The sequence below is a fragment of the Sinorhizobium sp. GQ132 genome (assembly GCF_059758575.1).
In genome coordinates, this window is sequence record NZ_JCAXDX010000016.1 from 54,942 (window position 1) to 70,867 (window position 15,926).

The window sequence follows — 15,926 nt, forward strand, 5'->3', positions numbered from 1 at the left end:
ATTTCGAATGCCATTGGTAGAAGGTCGCGTCGGGACACCGTATTTTCGGCACAGGTCAACAGCTGAAGGTCCGGCCTGATGCTCCCTCAAAATCCCGTTTATCTGCTCGTCGCTGGTATGGAACGCCTGATTCTCTGTGGATCTCTTGCTGCGGTCATCGCCGAGTTCACCTCGCACACGCAGAAAGCCGGCCCGTCGACGCCCAGGCTTGGACCTGCACACCTCCCCCGCCCGCTCCGCGGCGCGCGGCTTCGCCCTAGCGAAACAGCAGCCTTCGGACAAGCCTCGCCGAAGATGACTACCGAGCGATGTCGTTGAGAGCGAAAGGACGAGCGCCGGTTGCTTGGCAATGCTCTAGCTTCAATCCGCATTAAGCCGCCTGACCGGGCCTGCAGGCGTCCGTATCGGACTGCATCATAAGCCCTTGCTTCCCAGTACTTTTGCCTGAAATGACGTTCAAGAAGGGGACGCCGGTGTTATCATGCAAGTAGTTCTCGACAATGTGCTTAAACGCGTTCGCACCTAACTCTTGTCTTAGTCCACCATCCTCGAGCAACGCCTCACAGACTTCGATCAACCTACGGTAATTACCGGGTTCCACAAGAACACCTGTCTTTCCGTCGATAATCGTTTCACATATCCCGCCAACGGCAAAGCTGACCACCGCTTTTCTTGCCAGGCCAGCTTCAAGGGGAACTCTGCCAAAAGGTTCTTTCCAGCGAACCGGGATTAGAACGAATTTGCTAGTTTTCATTAACTTAAAAAGGTCTCGCCGACCGACATAGTTAGCGAACTTAATGGATTTTTGGAGGTTGTTCTTCTTAGTGAACTCTTCAATTGAGCGCTTGATGCGGTCGCCTCGGCCGGCGAAGGTGATTCTGACATGCGGGTTAGCGGCCAACCACTTCGCAGCTTGTTTTACAAACTGAAGTTGGCCTTTGGCCTCGTTCAACATCCCGACGACCAGAATATCATTGCGCGGAGCCTCAGCCACGCCGCGACAATAGTCCATAATTTCCTCGAAATCCCCAGCAGGGTTCGGCACCCGATGAATGTTTGCATTAGTCCCAAGAACTCGTCGAATGTTGCGAGCCAGAAAGTGACTGGTGACAATCACATCGTTATAGGAGGCCAGTGCTTGCGACCGCGTCCTCTGCACCAGCTCGAGGTGCATGCGGTGGATCTTTTCTCGGAAACCAAGACGCTTACTGTCTACGGAGGCGCAGCTGAAGGAACATGCCCCGCAAAAGTTCTCACCCACCATCATAGTCTGGTTGTGTCGAGCACAATTGAACCTGTTGTCGCGGACAATAGCCACCTTCTCCGATATGTGGCGTCCTGCGATGGCTCCTAACATTATGCTCCTTGTGTTGTCGGCGACCAACTTGCGGCATTTCGTTGCCTGCAACACCGCCTTGAGGGAGACAGCCCGAAAATCACTTTCGTCCACGAGAAAGTCGTGTTGCACTCCCCCACTTGGCTTAGCGCCGAGCTCGAGGAAGAAAGCTCCCGCGCGCGCTGCCAAATGCTTTGGCTTCAACAGGTCCTTCGCCGGTATCGCGTATTTCAGAGCCTGCTTGTATATTGGATTTTTCAAACGGTAGCTGTGCCGGTGACGCGAAAGTGAATTAAAGGGCCATGCGGCTGCGTCCGGCATCCCCAGGATCGTCATACCTGCCAAGGAATAGAGATGCGGCTCCGTGAATTCTGGATCAAAGAAAACAACAAGAACTGAAGATCGGAATGATTCGTCGGCCGCACTGAGTGCATTGTGAAGACTTACTTCTGCGCCACCGAATGATCTTGGAGGATAACGATCAGATAAAACAACAATCTCCTTGTTTGCAATTACGTTCCTTACCTCGGGCGTTAACAAAATCATGCCAGCGCCCCCAGCAGGTTCTCCGCAACTCGGTCCCAAGTGTAATCTTCCTTGATCTTTCGGCGAGCCTCTTGAACGATGCTATCCATCGCGTCTTCATCAGCTATCAAATCGGCTAAACGCACACTGTTGAGCTTGCTGTCATCGGCTTGCGGGTTGATGGTAGTCTTACCATCTTCTGCGAAGTCAGCCATACCGTGTACTCCGGTAGTGAGGCACACGGCCCCAGCCGCGCAATATTCCAGCATAGAGATGCCGAAACCTTCAAAACCCCCTGTCTTACGATCATAGCCAGACATTAAGAACCCGAAGTCGGCTGCCTCCAATACCTGCCATTTTTTCTCGTCATCCGCTTCGTCGTAAAACCTTACGACGGCACCTAAGCGCCCAGCGAGTGTCTCAAGTTCATGTCTCAGCGGCCCTTGGCCCATTATGACGACTTGAAAGCCGGTTGCCGCGCCCATCTCGATCAGACGGTCAACGTTCTTGTGGGGAACCAAGCGACCAACATACGCGATCATCGGGCTTTCATTCAGTCCTAGGCGGATTCTTCTCCGGGCTTTCGACTTCGCGCGATAGACTGGTGTTTGGCGAACGAGATGATCCAGCGCGGCCTTAGGAATACCGCAGCCGATCACCGTAGGCTTAATGCCCGGAGCGATTGCACGGGCGATGTTGGCAGTAAACAAACTATTGGTGACGACCCCACCCGCTTCATCAAGTGTCCGGACTAACCGTCCAGCCAAGCTATTTGATGGCATCGGCGCTGGCGATTCACCGTCAATCGCTCCGGAAAATTGGCTGGTTAGCTCAGTTCCATGAACCATTACGGCGGTTGGTACCCCGAGCAGTTTGCCGACATACGCCGCCGCAGGGCCGTAGTAGAACGGATGGAATGCCACCACACCGTCCAATCCATAAGATTTGATGATTTTCTTCATCAAGTCAATGATGCGCTCATCTTCCAAATCGGATCCCTCGCCGGCGCGAAGTGATTGATCGGATTCCCAATCCTCATAGATGTTGAAGTTCACAGTACGCCGACCAAAATGTAGCCCTTTTGGTCCCAGATAAACACACTCGGATACCATCGGCTTCAATGCGTGCGTCACCTCATACGCCAGCGTGGAGACTCCCCCCATCTTGGGAAACGAGTCCACAGAGCACACTAGAAGTCGGGGCTTTTCCTTGATCATTCCATCTCCTTTAACATCGATAGTGCGACCCGCCCGCTACAAGACGGAGAATGTCGGTTACGCGACGTCAAAAAATTTCTGCCGCACATTAGAAAGATCCTGCCCATCAGACTGCGCTAGGATCGCTTCTAGCTTCTTGAAGTGTTCGTCCCATCCCCACGGCTGGAACCTTGACGTTGCCTCAAGCATTTGTTGGTATTCGCGCTGATCAAAACACTTTGTCAAGAGTTGGATCAGGTCATCGGCGCTTCCAGGTCGAAAGAAGCGAGCCTGATGTTGTGTGACCTCCCTATGTGCCGGTACATCGCTGGCAATAACGGGGGTACCCGCACTTAGACTCTCAGCCAAAGGCATACCCCAACCCTCGACATGAGCCGCCGAAACATAGGCTCTCGCAGACGCCACTTTCTCGCCGATTTCCCGATCATTTGCACCCGAAATGATTTGTACTCTCGATGTTTGATCAGCCATTTTATGGAGTTCCGATTGCTCGGCGCCCGAAAGCCACCCAGTTCGTCCAAAGATTGTCAGCTTCTCGTTCCCCACCAGTTCAGGGTGCGCCTCACAGAACTCAAGCCAGCAGCGCACCAACCATAAATAGTTCTTCCGAGGTTCGATCGTCCCGATTGAAACAAACCCGCTGCGACCATCAGCGGCAACATCACCGCCACCATGCGCGAGTGTACCGATTTCTAAAACCGCGGCGCCCTTAATGTTGGTTCGCTTGGAGAGTTCTCCGGCCGTGAAGAGGGAGTTGGTCAGCACAATGTTCGCGTTCCGCTCGACGTTGGCTATCCTTGTGAGGTGCTTATCCAGCTCCCCCTCTCGGAAAAGATCGGGATGCGAAACCGGTAAGAGGTCATGGATATAGATCGCAATTTTGATGCCACAAACAGTGCGCAAGCGGTTGAGCATATGGGACTTATTCAGCCCAGAGTGACCAACATTGATATACCAAGTTTCCCCTTGCATCGGCGCGCGCCCCAACCAAACAACTGCTGATGAGGGAAAAAACAGGCGCTTTAGAAGCTCGAGTAGCAGCACTGTTCGCCTAAGGTTTGCGGACTGAGGCGCTGAACCAACGGAGGCGGTTGTCGAAAGAAAAGCGGTTAGGAACGCTTCCCGTATCCTCCCGTTCCTCAGGGCTTCTAGAAACTTCGATACACACCGCTCCGCGTCTAATCTTCGACCCCATGCGGCGAAGCGCGTCGGCACCATGGTCGCAGCACCATTCGTTCCATTCCAACGTTTAGCTGCAAAGTCGAGCAACTCCCGACTAACATCCGACGGAACAATTGCCAGGCGCTCGCCGATCTGCGTTACAAGATCGGCTCCGTTTACGTGCAGATACTTGGCGTACTCAAACTCAACGCGATCAATGCCAGTGGGGGACTGGGCACGAACCCTTTCGAGGAGGCGCGTCACATCAAGATACATTAGGAGGTTTCTACCAGAGTATGAAGAAACAGGCTTTTTCGAGCAATACGCATAGCGCTTGCGTGACAATGGGCATAGCTCTTTTCCGAATCCGGCTCTAGTTAAAGTTTTTTCACAGCTCATCCAGCAAAGCTTCACGCCGCCTCCCTAACTCCTATCTTCCCGGATCTCTCGCATCGACGCCGTCAGCAGCAGAAGCCCCAACACGAAGCAGATTAAGGCAAATTCCACAACATACACCGTGTCCAACGCGTCAGCGCGGTATTCCGGGTAGATGCTTGCCCGGAACCACATGATGACGTGCACCAGCGGGTTGTAGAGGAGGAAATCGCGGAAGGGGTTCGGCAGTGATTCCGGCAGGAAGAAGACGCCGGAAACCATGAAGAGTGGGCGGTTGATGATGCCGAAGATCTGTTCGTAGAGCGGGAAACGGGCGAACATCACGATGTTGATCGTGCCGATGCCGAGGCCGAGCAGCGCGGCGGCGCCCGCGGCCTCGATCATGCCGGCGAGGTTCATCGGCTGGGTGACGCCGCCGTGTTCGAGGATCATCGCGAGGATCAGGATCGTCACCAGCGTATCGGTCATCAGCTGCAGGATGAAGCGCGAGACGATCGCATCGAAAGGGGTGACGATGGGGTAGGAGAAGAGCGCCTTGTTGGCCTTCACCGTGCCGGCCATGAAGGCCGACATGCGCTGATAGAAGGCGAAGGGCAGATAGCCGCTGGCGAAGAACAGCGGGAAGCTCAGGCCGAGAGCCGGCATTCTCGCGATTACCCGAAAGATCAGCGTCATCAGCGCGACATGGGCCACCGGGTCGAAGATCGCCCAGAGATAGCCTCCCGGCTTCGAGCCGAAGCGCGTCGACATCTCGCGCACGATGAGCGCCGCCGTCACTCGGAGATGCTGTTGGATGAGATTCACGTCCGACCCTAAGTGAATTGCGTTGATGGAATGTTCGCTGCCCCTCATCCGCCTGCCGGCACCTTCTCACCGCGGCGGGGAGAAGGGACTCGCGGCATGCTTCCAGTCCCTCGCCCCGCCTGCGGGCAGAGGTCGGGGTGAGGTGCGGCGCCCGCATCTTGCCGCCATATTCCACAAACCGCTCTTGCTGGCAAATCTTTGGCGCTCTCCCTCACCAGACAAAAAAGACCGCCTCGATCTTTTTCGGTCGAGGCGGCCAGGCGGCCCCACTGGGAGGTGAGCTCGTCTTGCTCAGCGCCCGCCTTCGAGTTCGCTCAGGAAAGCGCTAAGCTCCTTCTCCTCAATACCGACAAGATGGTTTTTTTCCGGATAGGCGCCGGAGCGGACGTCAAAAGCGAATTCGGAGAAGGCGGCGATGCGCTCCTGCTGCAGGCGGTCATATTCGGCGGCGAAGTTGCGATAGGTCTTGGCGTGGCGCGGATAATGGCCGCGATTGGCGCCGAGCACGTCCTCCGCAAAGAGATATTGCGCGTCGCAGCCCGTCCCCGCTCCCATCGAAAGCATCAGCATCGAGCTGCGCGCGCTGACCGCGGCGGCGACTTCGCCGGGCACCACCTCGATCTCGGCGGCAAAGGCGCCCGCCTCTTCCAGCGCTTTCGTCTGGCGCCAGATCTCGAGCGCGCTTGCGGCCGTCTTGCCGACGGCGCGAAAGCCGCCGGTCCAGGTGGCCTTGGAAGGGATCAGCCCGACATGGCCGCAGACGGGAATGCCCTCCTCGCGCATGCGCCTCACCGTCGAGAGGCTCGCGGCGCAGTAGACGGCGTCGCCGCCCGCCTTCAGCGCCTGAAAGGCGGCGCGGATATAATCCTCCGCGGTGACATAGTCGCCATATTCGAGGCCGGGAAAGGCGAAGACGGAAGGGGCCGCCTCGCGAAATTCGGGGCCGAGCAGCGCCGGCGGGACAGAGACGAGATCGATGCGCGCCTTCTCCGCAGCCTCCGCCTCTTCCACCGTCATGACCCGGAGCATGGTGAGCTGGCGCTTCCCTTTCATCGACAGGAGATCGGCAACGGTCGGGCGGCGGTTTTTCATCTGATATCTCCGGTAGAGCGCTTCCAGGAAAGTGAGCAGCGGTTTCCCGTCCGCAAGTGCGTCGTTTCAAAGAACAGGTCAGTCAGGCCGCCAGCAGCTTCTTGAGCCTGGTTTCGGGCGAGGCAAGTGCCAGCGGGTTCGGCTTTGCCCCGGCGGCGATCAGCATTTCGGCAAGGCGGATATCGCGGGCGACGGCATTGCCGGGGCCGATGCCGCTTGCGGCGATCAGCCGTCCTTCGCCATCCAGATGAAAGAGGATGAAGGCCCCCTCCTCCATGTCGCGCCGGACGGTCGCTTGCGCACCGTCGGCAAGCCCCGCGATCTGCAGGGTGAACTCGTACTGATCCGACCAGAACCACGGCACACTGGCCATGGTTTTTCCCGCGCCCGTCAGATTGGCGGCAGCGAGCGCGCCCTGGTCCTGGGCATTGCGCCAGGCTTCGAGCCGCACCCGCCGGCCGCCATAATGGGGCAGAGGGAAGGAGCAGCAGTCGCCGGCGGCATAGATGTCGGGGTCCGACGTGCAGAGCCTCTCGTCGACGGCAATGCCGTTTTCGATCGCAAGTCCGGCCGCCTCCGCAAGTTCGGTGTTCGGCACCGCGCCGATGCCGACGACGATCAGGTCGGCCTCGATGTCGACTCCGTCGGCAAGCAGCAGGCGTGCGCCGTCTCCGGCTTCGTCGATCGCCGCGATTTGTGCGCCGCAGATGATCTCCACGCCTTCCCGCCTGTGCCGCTCGGCGACAAAAGCGGCAATCTCCTCCGGTACTCCGCGCGAGAGAACGCGCGGCAGGCCCTCGACAAGCACGACTTCGGCGCCGAGCCTGCGCGCAGTCGCGGCAAGCTCCAGGCCGATGAAGCCGCCGCCGATGACGGCGAGCTTCGCGCCGGGTATGAGCGCGGCGCGGATCGCCAGCGCATCGGCATGCGTCCTCAGCATGCGGATGCGTCCGGCATTTTCCGGCACGCAGGGTAAAGCGCGCGGCCGGGCGCCTGTGGCAAGAAGCAAGCGGTCATAATCGAGCGATCGTCCATCCGAGAGCGTGACGGCTTTGTGCACGCGGTCGATGCTCTCCGCCGTGACGCCGGTCAGCACCGCAATCCGCGCTTCCTCGTAGCGTGCAGCAGCCGCGATGAATTTCGGCAGCGAGGCTTCCGCAAGCCCGTCCTTGGAAAGCGGCGGCCGCTCATAGGGAAGATGCGGTTCGGCGCCGATGAGCGTGATCTCGCCGCCGAAGCCCTTTTCCCGGAGGGCAAAAGCTGCCCGCGCGCCACATTCGCCGGCACCGATGATAACAATATGCGTCATGCTCTCCTCCTTCCATTTGCGACCGATTTCTTTGAGTACGGGACACTCTCGGTCTTTACCGGTGCCATGCTCGGGCTTCACCAAAGTCGTCATCGTCAGGCTTGATCCGAGGATCCATTCACGAGCCGCCGAAACTCAAAACCAGCCGAGGTCACGCGCAGTCCCTCTGCACGCCCCACCCCAGCCACGCCGTCCGGCTGGAATGCCTCGAGTGTGGACCCTCGGGACAATTCGACGGAAGATGACCGGAGGAAGGTCAATTGCAGAGGCATTCCAAAATCTGAACAGACCTAAGAAAGCCCGATGAACACGCTCCCCGCCTCCACCTTGACCGGATAGGTCCTGAGGTTGATGCAGACCGGCGCGCCCCTGGCCTGGCCGGTCTTGTAGTTGAAGCGGCCGTTATGCTTCGGACATTCGATGATGTCGCCCATCACCAGGCCGTCGGCGAGATGGATCTGCTCGTGGGTGCAGAGCCCGTCGGTCGCAAAATACTCGTCGTCCGGGCTGCGATAGACGGCAAATGTGCGTCCCTCGTGATCGAAACGGACGACGTCTTCCTCGTCGATCTCTTCGGCCGCACAGACCTCGACCCAGTTCGAGCTCATCTCTTTCCTCCATTCGATGGTTTGCTGCGATCGCCCGCGCCGCCTCACTCCGCGGCAGGAACGAGCCGGTCGTTGTGGAACTCTTCGCGATAGGGCTTTGCCGTCGGCGGCAGTTCGCGCTTCAGGAAGTAATCCTCGTTGCGCAGCTGCCGCAGGAATGCCGGGATCATTTCACGGTAGCCGTGCAGGATCGAAGGATTGGCCGCCGGCAGGTCGTGGCTGATCATGGCGTGCAGCTTCGGCAGCGCGTGATAGGGCACCATCGGGAACATGTGGTGCTCCACATGATAGTTCATGTTCCAGTAGACGAAGCGGCTGACCGGATTCATGTAGACCGTGCGGCTGTTCAGCCGGTGGTCGGTCACGTTGTCGGCAAGGCCGCCATGCTGCAGAAGCCCGGTCAGCACGTGATGCCAGGCGCCGTAGAGCCGCGGCAGGCCGATGAGCATCAAGGGCAGGATCGAGCCGAGATAGAGCGAAAGGCCGATGGTCGCCAGATAGATGGCAAGCCATATGCGGGCGACGCGGATCGCCTTCGGCTGCTCCATTTCCGGAATGAACGTCTTTTCGGCGGCGCTGATCACGCCGAAGGCGTTTCTGGCCATGTCGGTCATGGCATGCCAGACGTCGATGATGCCGAAGAAATTGAGGACCAGGCGGACGAGATCCGGCGGCCGCATGACGGCGATTTCCGGGTCGCGGCCGACGATGACGGTATCGGTATGATGGCGGGTATGGCTCCAGCGCCAGGTGACCGGATTGCGCATGATCATGAAGCAGGCGATCTGGTAGACGGCGTCGTTCATCCACATCGTCTTGAAGGCCGTGCCATGGCCGCATTCGTGCCAGCGGCTATCGGAAGCGGAACCGTAAAGGACGCCATAGGCGAGGAAAAAGGGAACCGCCCACCAGCTGCCCCAGAAATAGACGCCGAGGCCGCCGAAAAGAACCATGCTGCCGAGCCAGATCGCGGTGTCGCGGATGGCGGGGCCGTCCTCCCGCTTCATCAGCTCCTTCATCCGCTTGCGCGGAATGTCGGTGTGATACCATTCGGCCGCGGCAAGGCCGCTTGCAACCGCCGTCTCGGCATCGCGGCCGAGCAGGCTGTAATCGCGCTTCGTCGCAACTGTCATCATCCCTGCCTCCCCTGCAGCGCCGCGCCTCCCATGGAGAGCGCAGATGCGGCTGCAGCCTTTTGAACCGGCGCCACTCCCGACCGGCGCCTCCATTCGATGAAGCGAGGATAGGTTGACTTCCTGCGGTTCTCAATGCAGTCATGATATATTCTCTCAAATCCTATCAGCGTGACAACCTCAGGGATGAGGGAATAGTTTCAGGGAGGAGACATGACGAAGAGGCCGACGATCGCGGATCTCGCCCGAGCCTCCGGTGTGAGCGTCGCAACGGTCGACCGGGTGCTGAATGGCCGCCATCCGGTGCGCGAGGAAACGGCACGCCGCGTCTATGATGCGGCGAAGACCATCGGCTATCACGCGGTCGGCCTGCTGCGCCAAAGGGTCTTCGAGGATCTGCCGCAATACCGGCTCGGCTTTCTCCTGCAAAAGCCGGAGCAGTCGTTCTACAAGGCCCTGGCAAAGGAGATCGAAAACGCGGCGCTCTCGGTGACGCATGTCCGCGCAATTTCGCAGGTGGATTTCGTCGCGAGCTCCACGCCCGGCGCCATCGTCGAAAAGCTGAAGGCGATCGCCGCGCGCAATCAGGCGATCGCGCTGGTGTCGCCCGATTACCCGGCCGTGACTGCGGCAATCGAGGAACTGAAGGAGCGCGGCATCCCCGTCTTCGCCCTCCTGTCGGAATTCGCCGCCGGCGTGCGCGAAGGCTATATCGGTTTGAACAATCAGAAAGTCGGCCGGACGGCTGCCTGGATGATCGCCAAGGCGGCCAAGCGGCCGGGAAAGGTTGCGGCCTTCGTCGGCAGCCACCGTTTCCATGGGCACGAACTCCGCGAGATCGGCTTTCGCTCCTATTTTCGCGAGAACGCACCCGATTTCGAGGTCCTCGACACGATGGTGAACCTCGACACGCCCGAGATCACCCACGAGGCGACGCTCGATCTCTTGCAGCGCCATCCGGATCTCTTGGGCTTTTACGTCTGCGGCGGCGGCATGGAAGGGGCCATCTCGGCGATCCGCGAGGAAAAGCTCGGGGGCAAGCTGCTCGCCGTCGTCAACGAGCTGACGCCGGAATCGCGCGCGGCCTTGGCGGACGAAACGGTGCTGATGGCGGTCTCGACGCCCGTTCCGGCTTTGGCCCGGGAAACGGTGGGCCTCATGATCGGCGCGATCGACCGGGGCGCTTCGAGCGTGCCCGGCCAGACTTTCCTGCCTTTCGACATCTATACGTCGGAAAATATCTGACGCCGCAGTCGCGAAGACGTTTGCGAATTCGCGCTTTCTGGAAAACGATAGCGAATCAATAGCTTTTACAACCAGGAGAAAGCGATGCGGCGCTTCATTCTTAGTCTTCTGGGCGTTGCCGCGCTCGCCGTCACTGCAATCGCCATTCTGCCGAGGCTGGTTTCCAGCGACTGGATGCGGGCCGAACTCGGCCGGCAATTGTCGGCTGCGACCGGCAGTTCGATCGCGTTCAACGGTCCTGTGAAACTTTCGGCATTTCCCTATCTTGCAGTCGTCGCGGAAAACGTGACCCTCTCGGCCGAAGCCGAAGGGATAACCGCCGAATTTGCGGAGGTCGCCGGTTCGGTGGCGCTTTCCTCGCTCTGGTCGGACCGGCTGCGTATCAAGCAGATCGCGCTCGACCGTCCCGTCATCGTCCTCAACGAGAAGGCGCCGGGCGACGCAACGCCGGCTCCCCGTGGCGGCGATGAGATTGGTTCCGGCGACCCGCTCCCCGCGCTCGTCGCCTTCCTTGAGCGAAGCGCGATCGAATCGGTCTCCATTACCTCCGGCACGTTCGTACGGCGAAGCGCAGCCAACCCCGAGGAGGTCGTTTCCGATATCGAGCTCACGCTCACGGCGCCCGATATCGACGACGTGTTCTCTCTTTCCGCATCCGCCCGCATGGGGGGGCGGAACTACGAAACGAGCTTCACCATCTCGACCCTGCGGTCGCTGCTCGAGCGCCAGCCCGCCGATGTCACCCTTGCCGTGGAAGCGGATCCCGCTTCCGCGCCGGGCATGTCGAGCCTGGAAGCAAGCGGACAGGTCACCCTGAACGCCAATGGCAGCTATCAGATAAAAGGCGGCGAAGTGGAAGCCGGCGAACAGGCCTTCGGCCTGAACGCGCTCTTCGTCCCCGGGGAGCGTGCGCGCTTTCTCGTCGATCTCGAAGCCGACCGGCTCGACCTGACGCCGTTCCTGGACGCCGCGCCGCAAACGTCGCAGTCGGGAGCGCCGGCCGCGGACACGGCCGGACGGGCGAATTTGCAGTTCTTGGCCGGCTTCGATGCCGACATGAGCATCAACGCGGCCGCTTTGACCATCGGAGAAATTTCAGCGACGGACGTTTCCTTTGTGGCCGCACTCAAGAATGGGGAACTGGCTGCCGAGCTCGGGCATTTGGGGATCGATGCCGGCAGCCTTGCCGCGAGCGTCGCGACCGACGTCCGGGCCGACGTCCCGGTCTTCCGGGGCCGTCTCGCAAGCAAGGGGCTCGACATAGCCAGGCTTTCCGCCCTCGCCGGCCAAACCGTCCCGCTTTCCGGAGCCCTGACGATCGACGCCGGCTTTGCCTTTCGCGGCCTTCATGCGCAAGACATCAGAAAGACGGCCGATCTCACGGGAACGATCGGCCTTCGCGATGCGGCCTATACCCTGCCCGGCATTGCCGATGAGACGATGCGCGAGGTGAAGGCGAAGAAGATCACGGCCCGGATCGAAAGCCTCGCGAAGCCGGTGCGCGTGGCCGGCCGCCTGGAGTGGCGCAGGAAACCGGTCGACGTCGATCTGCAAATCCCCGCCGCCGATACGATCCTCGCCGGCAATCTCGCCGCCGAGGGGGTCCCCCTCAGGCTTCAGGTGAAAATGCCCGACGCAAACCTGTCGCTCGACGGCAAGGCTGCTCTGCCGGGCACCTATGCGGGAAAGCTCGGTTTTTCCACCGCCGACCTCTCAGCTTTCCTCGCCGGCCTCGGGCAGAGCGGTGCCGAGAGCGTCGGTCCGCTGGCCTTCAACGGGCATGTCGATGCGGGCCCGACGAGTGTTTCCTTTAAAAAGGCGACCATCTCCGTCAACGGCGTCGAAGGCGCGGGCAGCGGCTCTGTCGAATTTGCGACACCGTTGAAGATCACGACTGCCCTGAACTTCGACGAGCTGGACCTTGCGCGGCTGGCCGGGGCGCAGTCCCCCGCGCCGCAGGCAAAGGCGCCGAAAGGGGCCGAACCTGCCGACGCTCCGCTGGATCTCTCTTCGCTCCGTTCGGTCGATGCAACCGTCCAGCTCAATGCCAAAAAGCTCGGCTACGGCAAGGTCTTTGCCGGACCGGTTGCCACCAGTCTCGTCGTCTCCGACGGCGTTGCAAGCCTGACGCTGCCCGAAAGCCCGTTCTATGGCGGTCATATCGTCGCGAGCCTCAAGGCCGACGGCACCCAACCCGAGCCCTCGATCGCTCTACAGGCCTCCATCTCCGGAGCATCGGCCGCACCACTTTTGACGGACATGGCGGGCTTCAGATATCTCGAAGGTGCATTGAAAGCCCGGTTCGACGTAACCGGGGCGGGCGGCACGACCGGGGCGCTTGCGAAGTCGCTGCAGGGCACGGCGGATGTCGCCTTTTCCGATGGCGCCATTCGCGGCATCGACATTGCCGACGTCTACAACAATCTCGTGAGGCTGATGTCGTCAGGTTTCAAGCAGGACGACGGCACAGCGACGACATTCACGGAGCTTGCGGCATCCTTTGCCATCGAAGGCGGCGTTGCCCGCACCGAAGACATCAAGCTCGTTGGCCCGCTGGTCCGCATGAGCGGCAACGGTGCGGCCGATCTTGCGGAACGCACTCTGAATTTCCGGCTCGAGCCCCGCCTCGTCGCGTCTCTCCAGGGCCAGGGCGCCGAGATTTCCACCGACGGCATCGGCGTCCCCGTCGTGCTCGAAGGCAGCTTCGCCGCACCCCGCATCTATCCGGACCTTTCGGACCTGCTGAAGAATCCCGATGCCGCATTGGCAAAGCTTAAGGATTTCGGGCTGCCGATCGATAAGTTGCCGATTGGCGACCTCGTTAACGGAGGCGGTGCGGGTGGCTCCGTTAAGGATCTGCTTGGCGGCGCCCTGAATAAGGCTCTAGAACAAGAAGAACAGCAGCTCTCGATTGAAGAGATTATTGGCGGCGGTACAGCGCCCAGGCCCGACAACGCGGCTGGGGAAATTCCGGTGAACGAGGAGCCCGCAACCGCCGAGCAACCGGGAGTCGGAACTGACATGCCCGGTGATGAGGCGGACGGTTCGATGGAGAGCCTGTTCAAAAAGCTCCTACGCTAGCCGACCCTTCCTGCAAATTCTCCGGCATTCCTAAGAAACAATCAGGCGGGCATTGGCGTGGGCTGTAGGACATACCCAAGCGACTTTGCCCTCCGCTCGAGATTAGTCAGGATGCGTCGGCGGTAATTGTCCTCGTAGTGGGAGGCTCCCGGATCGCTGTATTCCATACCGTGCCGCAGGGCGTTGTAGAACAAGACGGCGATTTTGCGAGCCGTGGCAGTGACCGCCTTGGCCTTGCCGACACGAGCCGACAGACGCCGATAGAATGCCCCCAACGCGGTCTGCGTGCGCCCGACCGCAACCGCAGCAAGCCGCAGTAGCGCCGCGGCCCGGCTACCAGATCGTCGGGTCCGTGACGACAACACTTTGCCGCCGGAGATTTTGTTGCTTGGTGAGAGGCATAACCAGGAGGTGAAGTGCTTGGCACTCGGCCAGGCCGAGAGGTTGGTCCCGCACTCTCCGACCAATTTGAGCGTCAGATAAGGCCCGAGCCCGTGAATCTGAGTGACATCGCAGCCGAGCAAGCCGTACAGGGCGGCGCGAACATCGAAGGCTGGGTCATTGGACTGCTTCTGCGTTGTCCGTACGGGCGGCGGTTTGCCTACCGGGGTGGACGAGACCTGCCGCAGCCGTTTCAATACAGCCTCGATGCGCACGTCGCAGAGCGCCACTTTGGCTTGGTAGACGTCGTACAACTCCAGCGCCTGGGTCAGGGCAAAGATGTGCTCTTCGCGATCATTGCCGACGAGCGCGTGACGGATCGTCTCCGCAGACGCATGGCAGCGTGGGTCGCGATAGGACGCCAGAACCATCGGATCGCGCTCACCGGCGACAATCGCACGGATGATGGCCATGCCGGTGACACCGGTGATGTCTGCCACCACGTGGTGGAGCTGCAGATTCATTTGCGTCAGCGCTTTTTGCATGTGCTGGATGTGCGAGGCAGCGTAATCGAGCAAACGTTCACGCTGACGTAGATAGGCGCGCATGACCGCCACTTCGCCCTTCAGCCGGAAGCTGGCCCTGAGCAATCCATATTCATGCAAACGCTGCAGCCATTGGGCGTCGCTGATATCGGTCTTGCGGCCTGGCACGTGCTTGGCATCGCGGGCGTTGACCACTATGACCTCAAAGCCACGCTGATCGAGTATCTCGAAGACCGGAATCCAGTAGACCCCCGTGGACTCCATCGCGACCGTGCGCACGCCACACGTCGTGAACCAGTCCGCCAACCGATGCAGATCGCCGGTGAAGGTGCCAAAACTGCGCACCGGCTCGGAAGCTTGGTCGGGCCCGACTGCGGCCACGTGCATCGTCGCACCGATGTCGATTGCAGCAGCATTCAAGTGAGTAGGGAAATATCCCGCCTGCTGCGAGACTTCTTTGTTCGAGACATGGCAGGCTCTCCTATCCGGTTGTCGAACGGAGGGGCTGGGCTGTGCTAAAAGATCAAATTCCTAACCGGGATCGCCGACAACGGCGTCACCACTCTCAAGTGCGCAGCAGCCCATGGACCACGTTAGGTAACGGGGTGAAATGCCACCAAAATGCCGACGGCCACTCCCCTCCAGCGCTCACACTAGCACACCGTTTCTATCCCCGCAGGCGGGGCACCCCCCGCGAAAGGTTAGGTAGCAAAAACCAACCAGACCTGAAGTGGCATCCCGACTACCCTGGTTTGGTGAGAACCGAGCCTAGAATGGGCGTAGCCTGGGAGTTGAGGCAGAAGCGGGGCCGCCTTGACTGACAGGCTGGAGCAGATTGAAAGGGAGCGGGCGCGCGGACATCTTAGACCAGTCGTAGGCAGCTATATCCCGCATCTTGGCGAGATCGAGCACCGTCAGCCTTCGGCACTCTGGCGACAGCAGGAAATGCTGGCCCCCCTCGGCGTGTCTTCGGGGTTCGCCATGGCTCAATCCCTCCGCGATCCAAAGGGATACGACGCCTATTTCGGGCGAGTGTGGGGCAACAATCATAGTGCCCCAGTTCGATCGACCCACCACGGAGCTTGAATATGTT

At 60.1% G+C, this 15,926-nt stretch carries 11 protein-coding genes and 1 pseudogene; 2 read left to right on the forward strand and 10 right to left on the reverse strand.

The features are described from left to right. Position 1: 1 nt before the first annotated feature. The 9 genes and pseudogenes from AC6CIG_RS26645 to AC6CIG_RS26685 form a co-directional block, all read right to left on the reverse strand. Positions 2 to 102: pseudogene (locus AC6CIG_RS26645) on the reverse strand (transposase); the annotation flags it as partial. A 268-nt stretch (positions 103 to 370) separates the two neighbouring features. After that, on the reverse strand, positions 371 to 1,882 hold the full coding sequence (locus AC6CIG_RS26650; RefSeq protein WP_498324124.1) for a glycosyltransferase family 4 protein: 1,512 nt from the start codon (positions 1,880 to 1,882) through the stop codon (positions 371 to 373). Beyond that, entirely contained in the window at positions 1,879 to 3,078 is a 1,200-nt protein-coding gene (locus AC6CIG_RS26655) for a glycosyltransferase family 4 protein (RefSeq protein ID WP_498324125.1), read from the reverse strand. Before AC6CIG_RS26655 ends, AC6CIG_RS26650 begins: the two co-directional genes overlap by 4 nt. A 57-nt stretch (positions 3,079 to 3,135) precedes the next feature. Further along, complete coding sequence (locus tag AC6CIG_RS26660; RefSeq protein WP_498324126.1) at positions 3,136 to 4,515, reverse strand: glycosyltransferase; 1,380 nt, start codon at positions 4,513 to 4,515, stop codon at positions 3,136 to 3,138. 147 nt (positions 4,516 to 4,662) lie between these two features. Beyond that, a complete protein-coding gene (locus AC6CIG_RS26665; protein ID WP_498324127.1) occupies positions 4,663 to 5,439 on the reverse strand; it encodes an ABC transporter permease in 777 nt (258 codons plus the stop codon). A 291-nt stretch (positions 5,440 to 5,730) separates the two neighbouring features. Continuing rightward, positions 5,731 to 6,531, reverse strand: a complete 801-nt coding sequence (locus AC6CIG_RS26670) for a 3-methyl-2-oxobutanoate hydroxymethyltransferase (protein WP_498324128.1) — start codon at positions 6,529 to 6,531, stop codon at positions 5,731 to 5,733. Between the two features lie 82 nt (positions 6,532 to 6,613). Then, a complete protein-coding gene (locus AC6CIG_RS26675; RefSeq protein ID WP_498324129.1) occupies positions 6,614 to 7,840 on the reverse strand; it encodes an NAD(P)/FAD-dependent oxidoreductase in 1,227 nt (408 codons plus the stop codon). Between the two features lie 290 nt (positions 7,841 to 8,130). Then, the gene (locus AC6CIG_RS26680) at positions 8,131 to 8,448 is read right to left on the reverse strand and encodes a MocE family 2Fe-2S type ferredoxin (protein ID WP_437406696.1); all 318 of its coding nucleotides are present in this window, start codon (positions 8,446 to 8,448) and stop codon (positions 8,131 to 8,133) included. A 44-nt stretch (positions 8,449 to 8,492) separates the two neighbouring features. Then, the gene (locus tag AC6CIG_RS26685; RefSeq protein WP_498324130.1) at positions 8,493 to 9,584 is read right to left on the reverse strand and encodes a fatty acid desaturase family protein; all 1,092 of its coding nucleotides are present in this window, start codon (positions 9,582 to 9,584) and stop codon (positions 8,493 to 8,495) included. A gap of 210 nt (positions 9,585 to 9,794) precedes the next feature. On the opposite strand from AC6CIG_RS26685, the gene AC6CIG_RS26690 reads away from it, so the two are divergent. Further along, complete coding sequence (locus tag AC6CIG_RS26690) at positions 9,795 to 10,826, forward strand: LacI family DNA-binding transcriptional regulator (RefSeq protein WP_498324131.1); 1,032 nt, start codon at positions 9,795 to 9,797, stop codon at positions 10,824 to 10,826. 84 nt (positions 10,827 to 10,910) lie between these two features. Further along, positions 10,911 to 13,907 (forward strand): AsmA family protein, encoded by a 2,997-nt coding sequence (locus tag AC6CIG_RS26695; RefSeq protein ID WP_498324132.1) that lies wholly within the window; start codon positions 10,911 to 10,913, stop codon positions 13,905 to 13,907. Positions 13,908 to 13,948: 41 nt separating this feature from the next. Here the strand turns inward: AC6CIG_RS26695 and AC6CIG_RS26700 are convergent, their stop codons facing one another. Further along, entirely contained in the window at positions 13,949 to 15,253 is a 1,305-nt protein-coding gene (locus AC6CIG_RS26700) for an IS110 family RNA-guided transposase (protein WP_498324133.1), read from the reverse strand. Between the last annotated feature and the right edge of the window lie 673 nt (positions 15,254 to 15,926).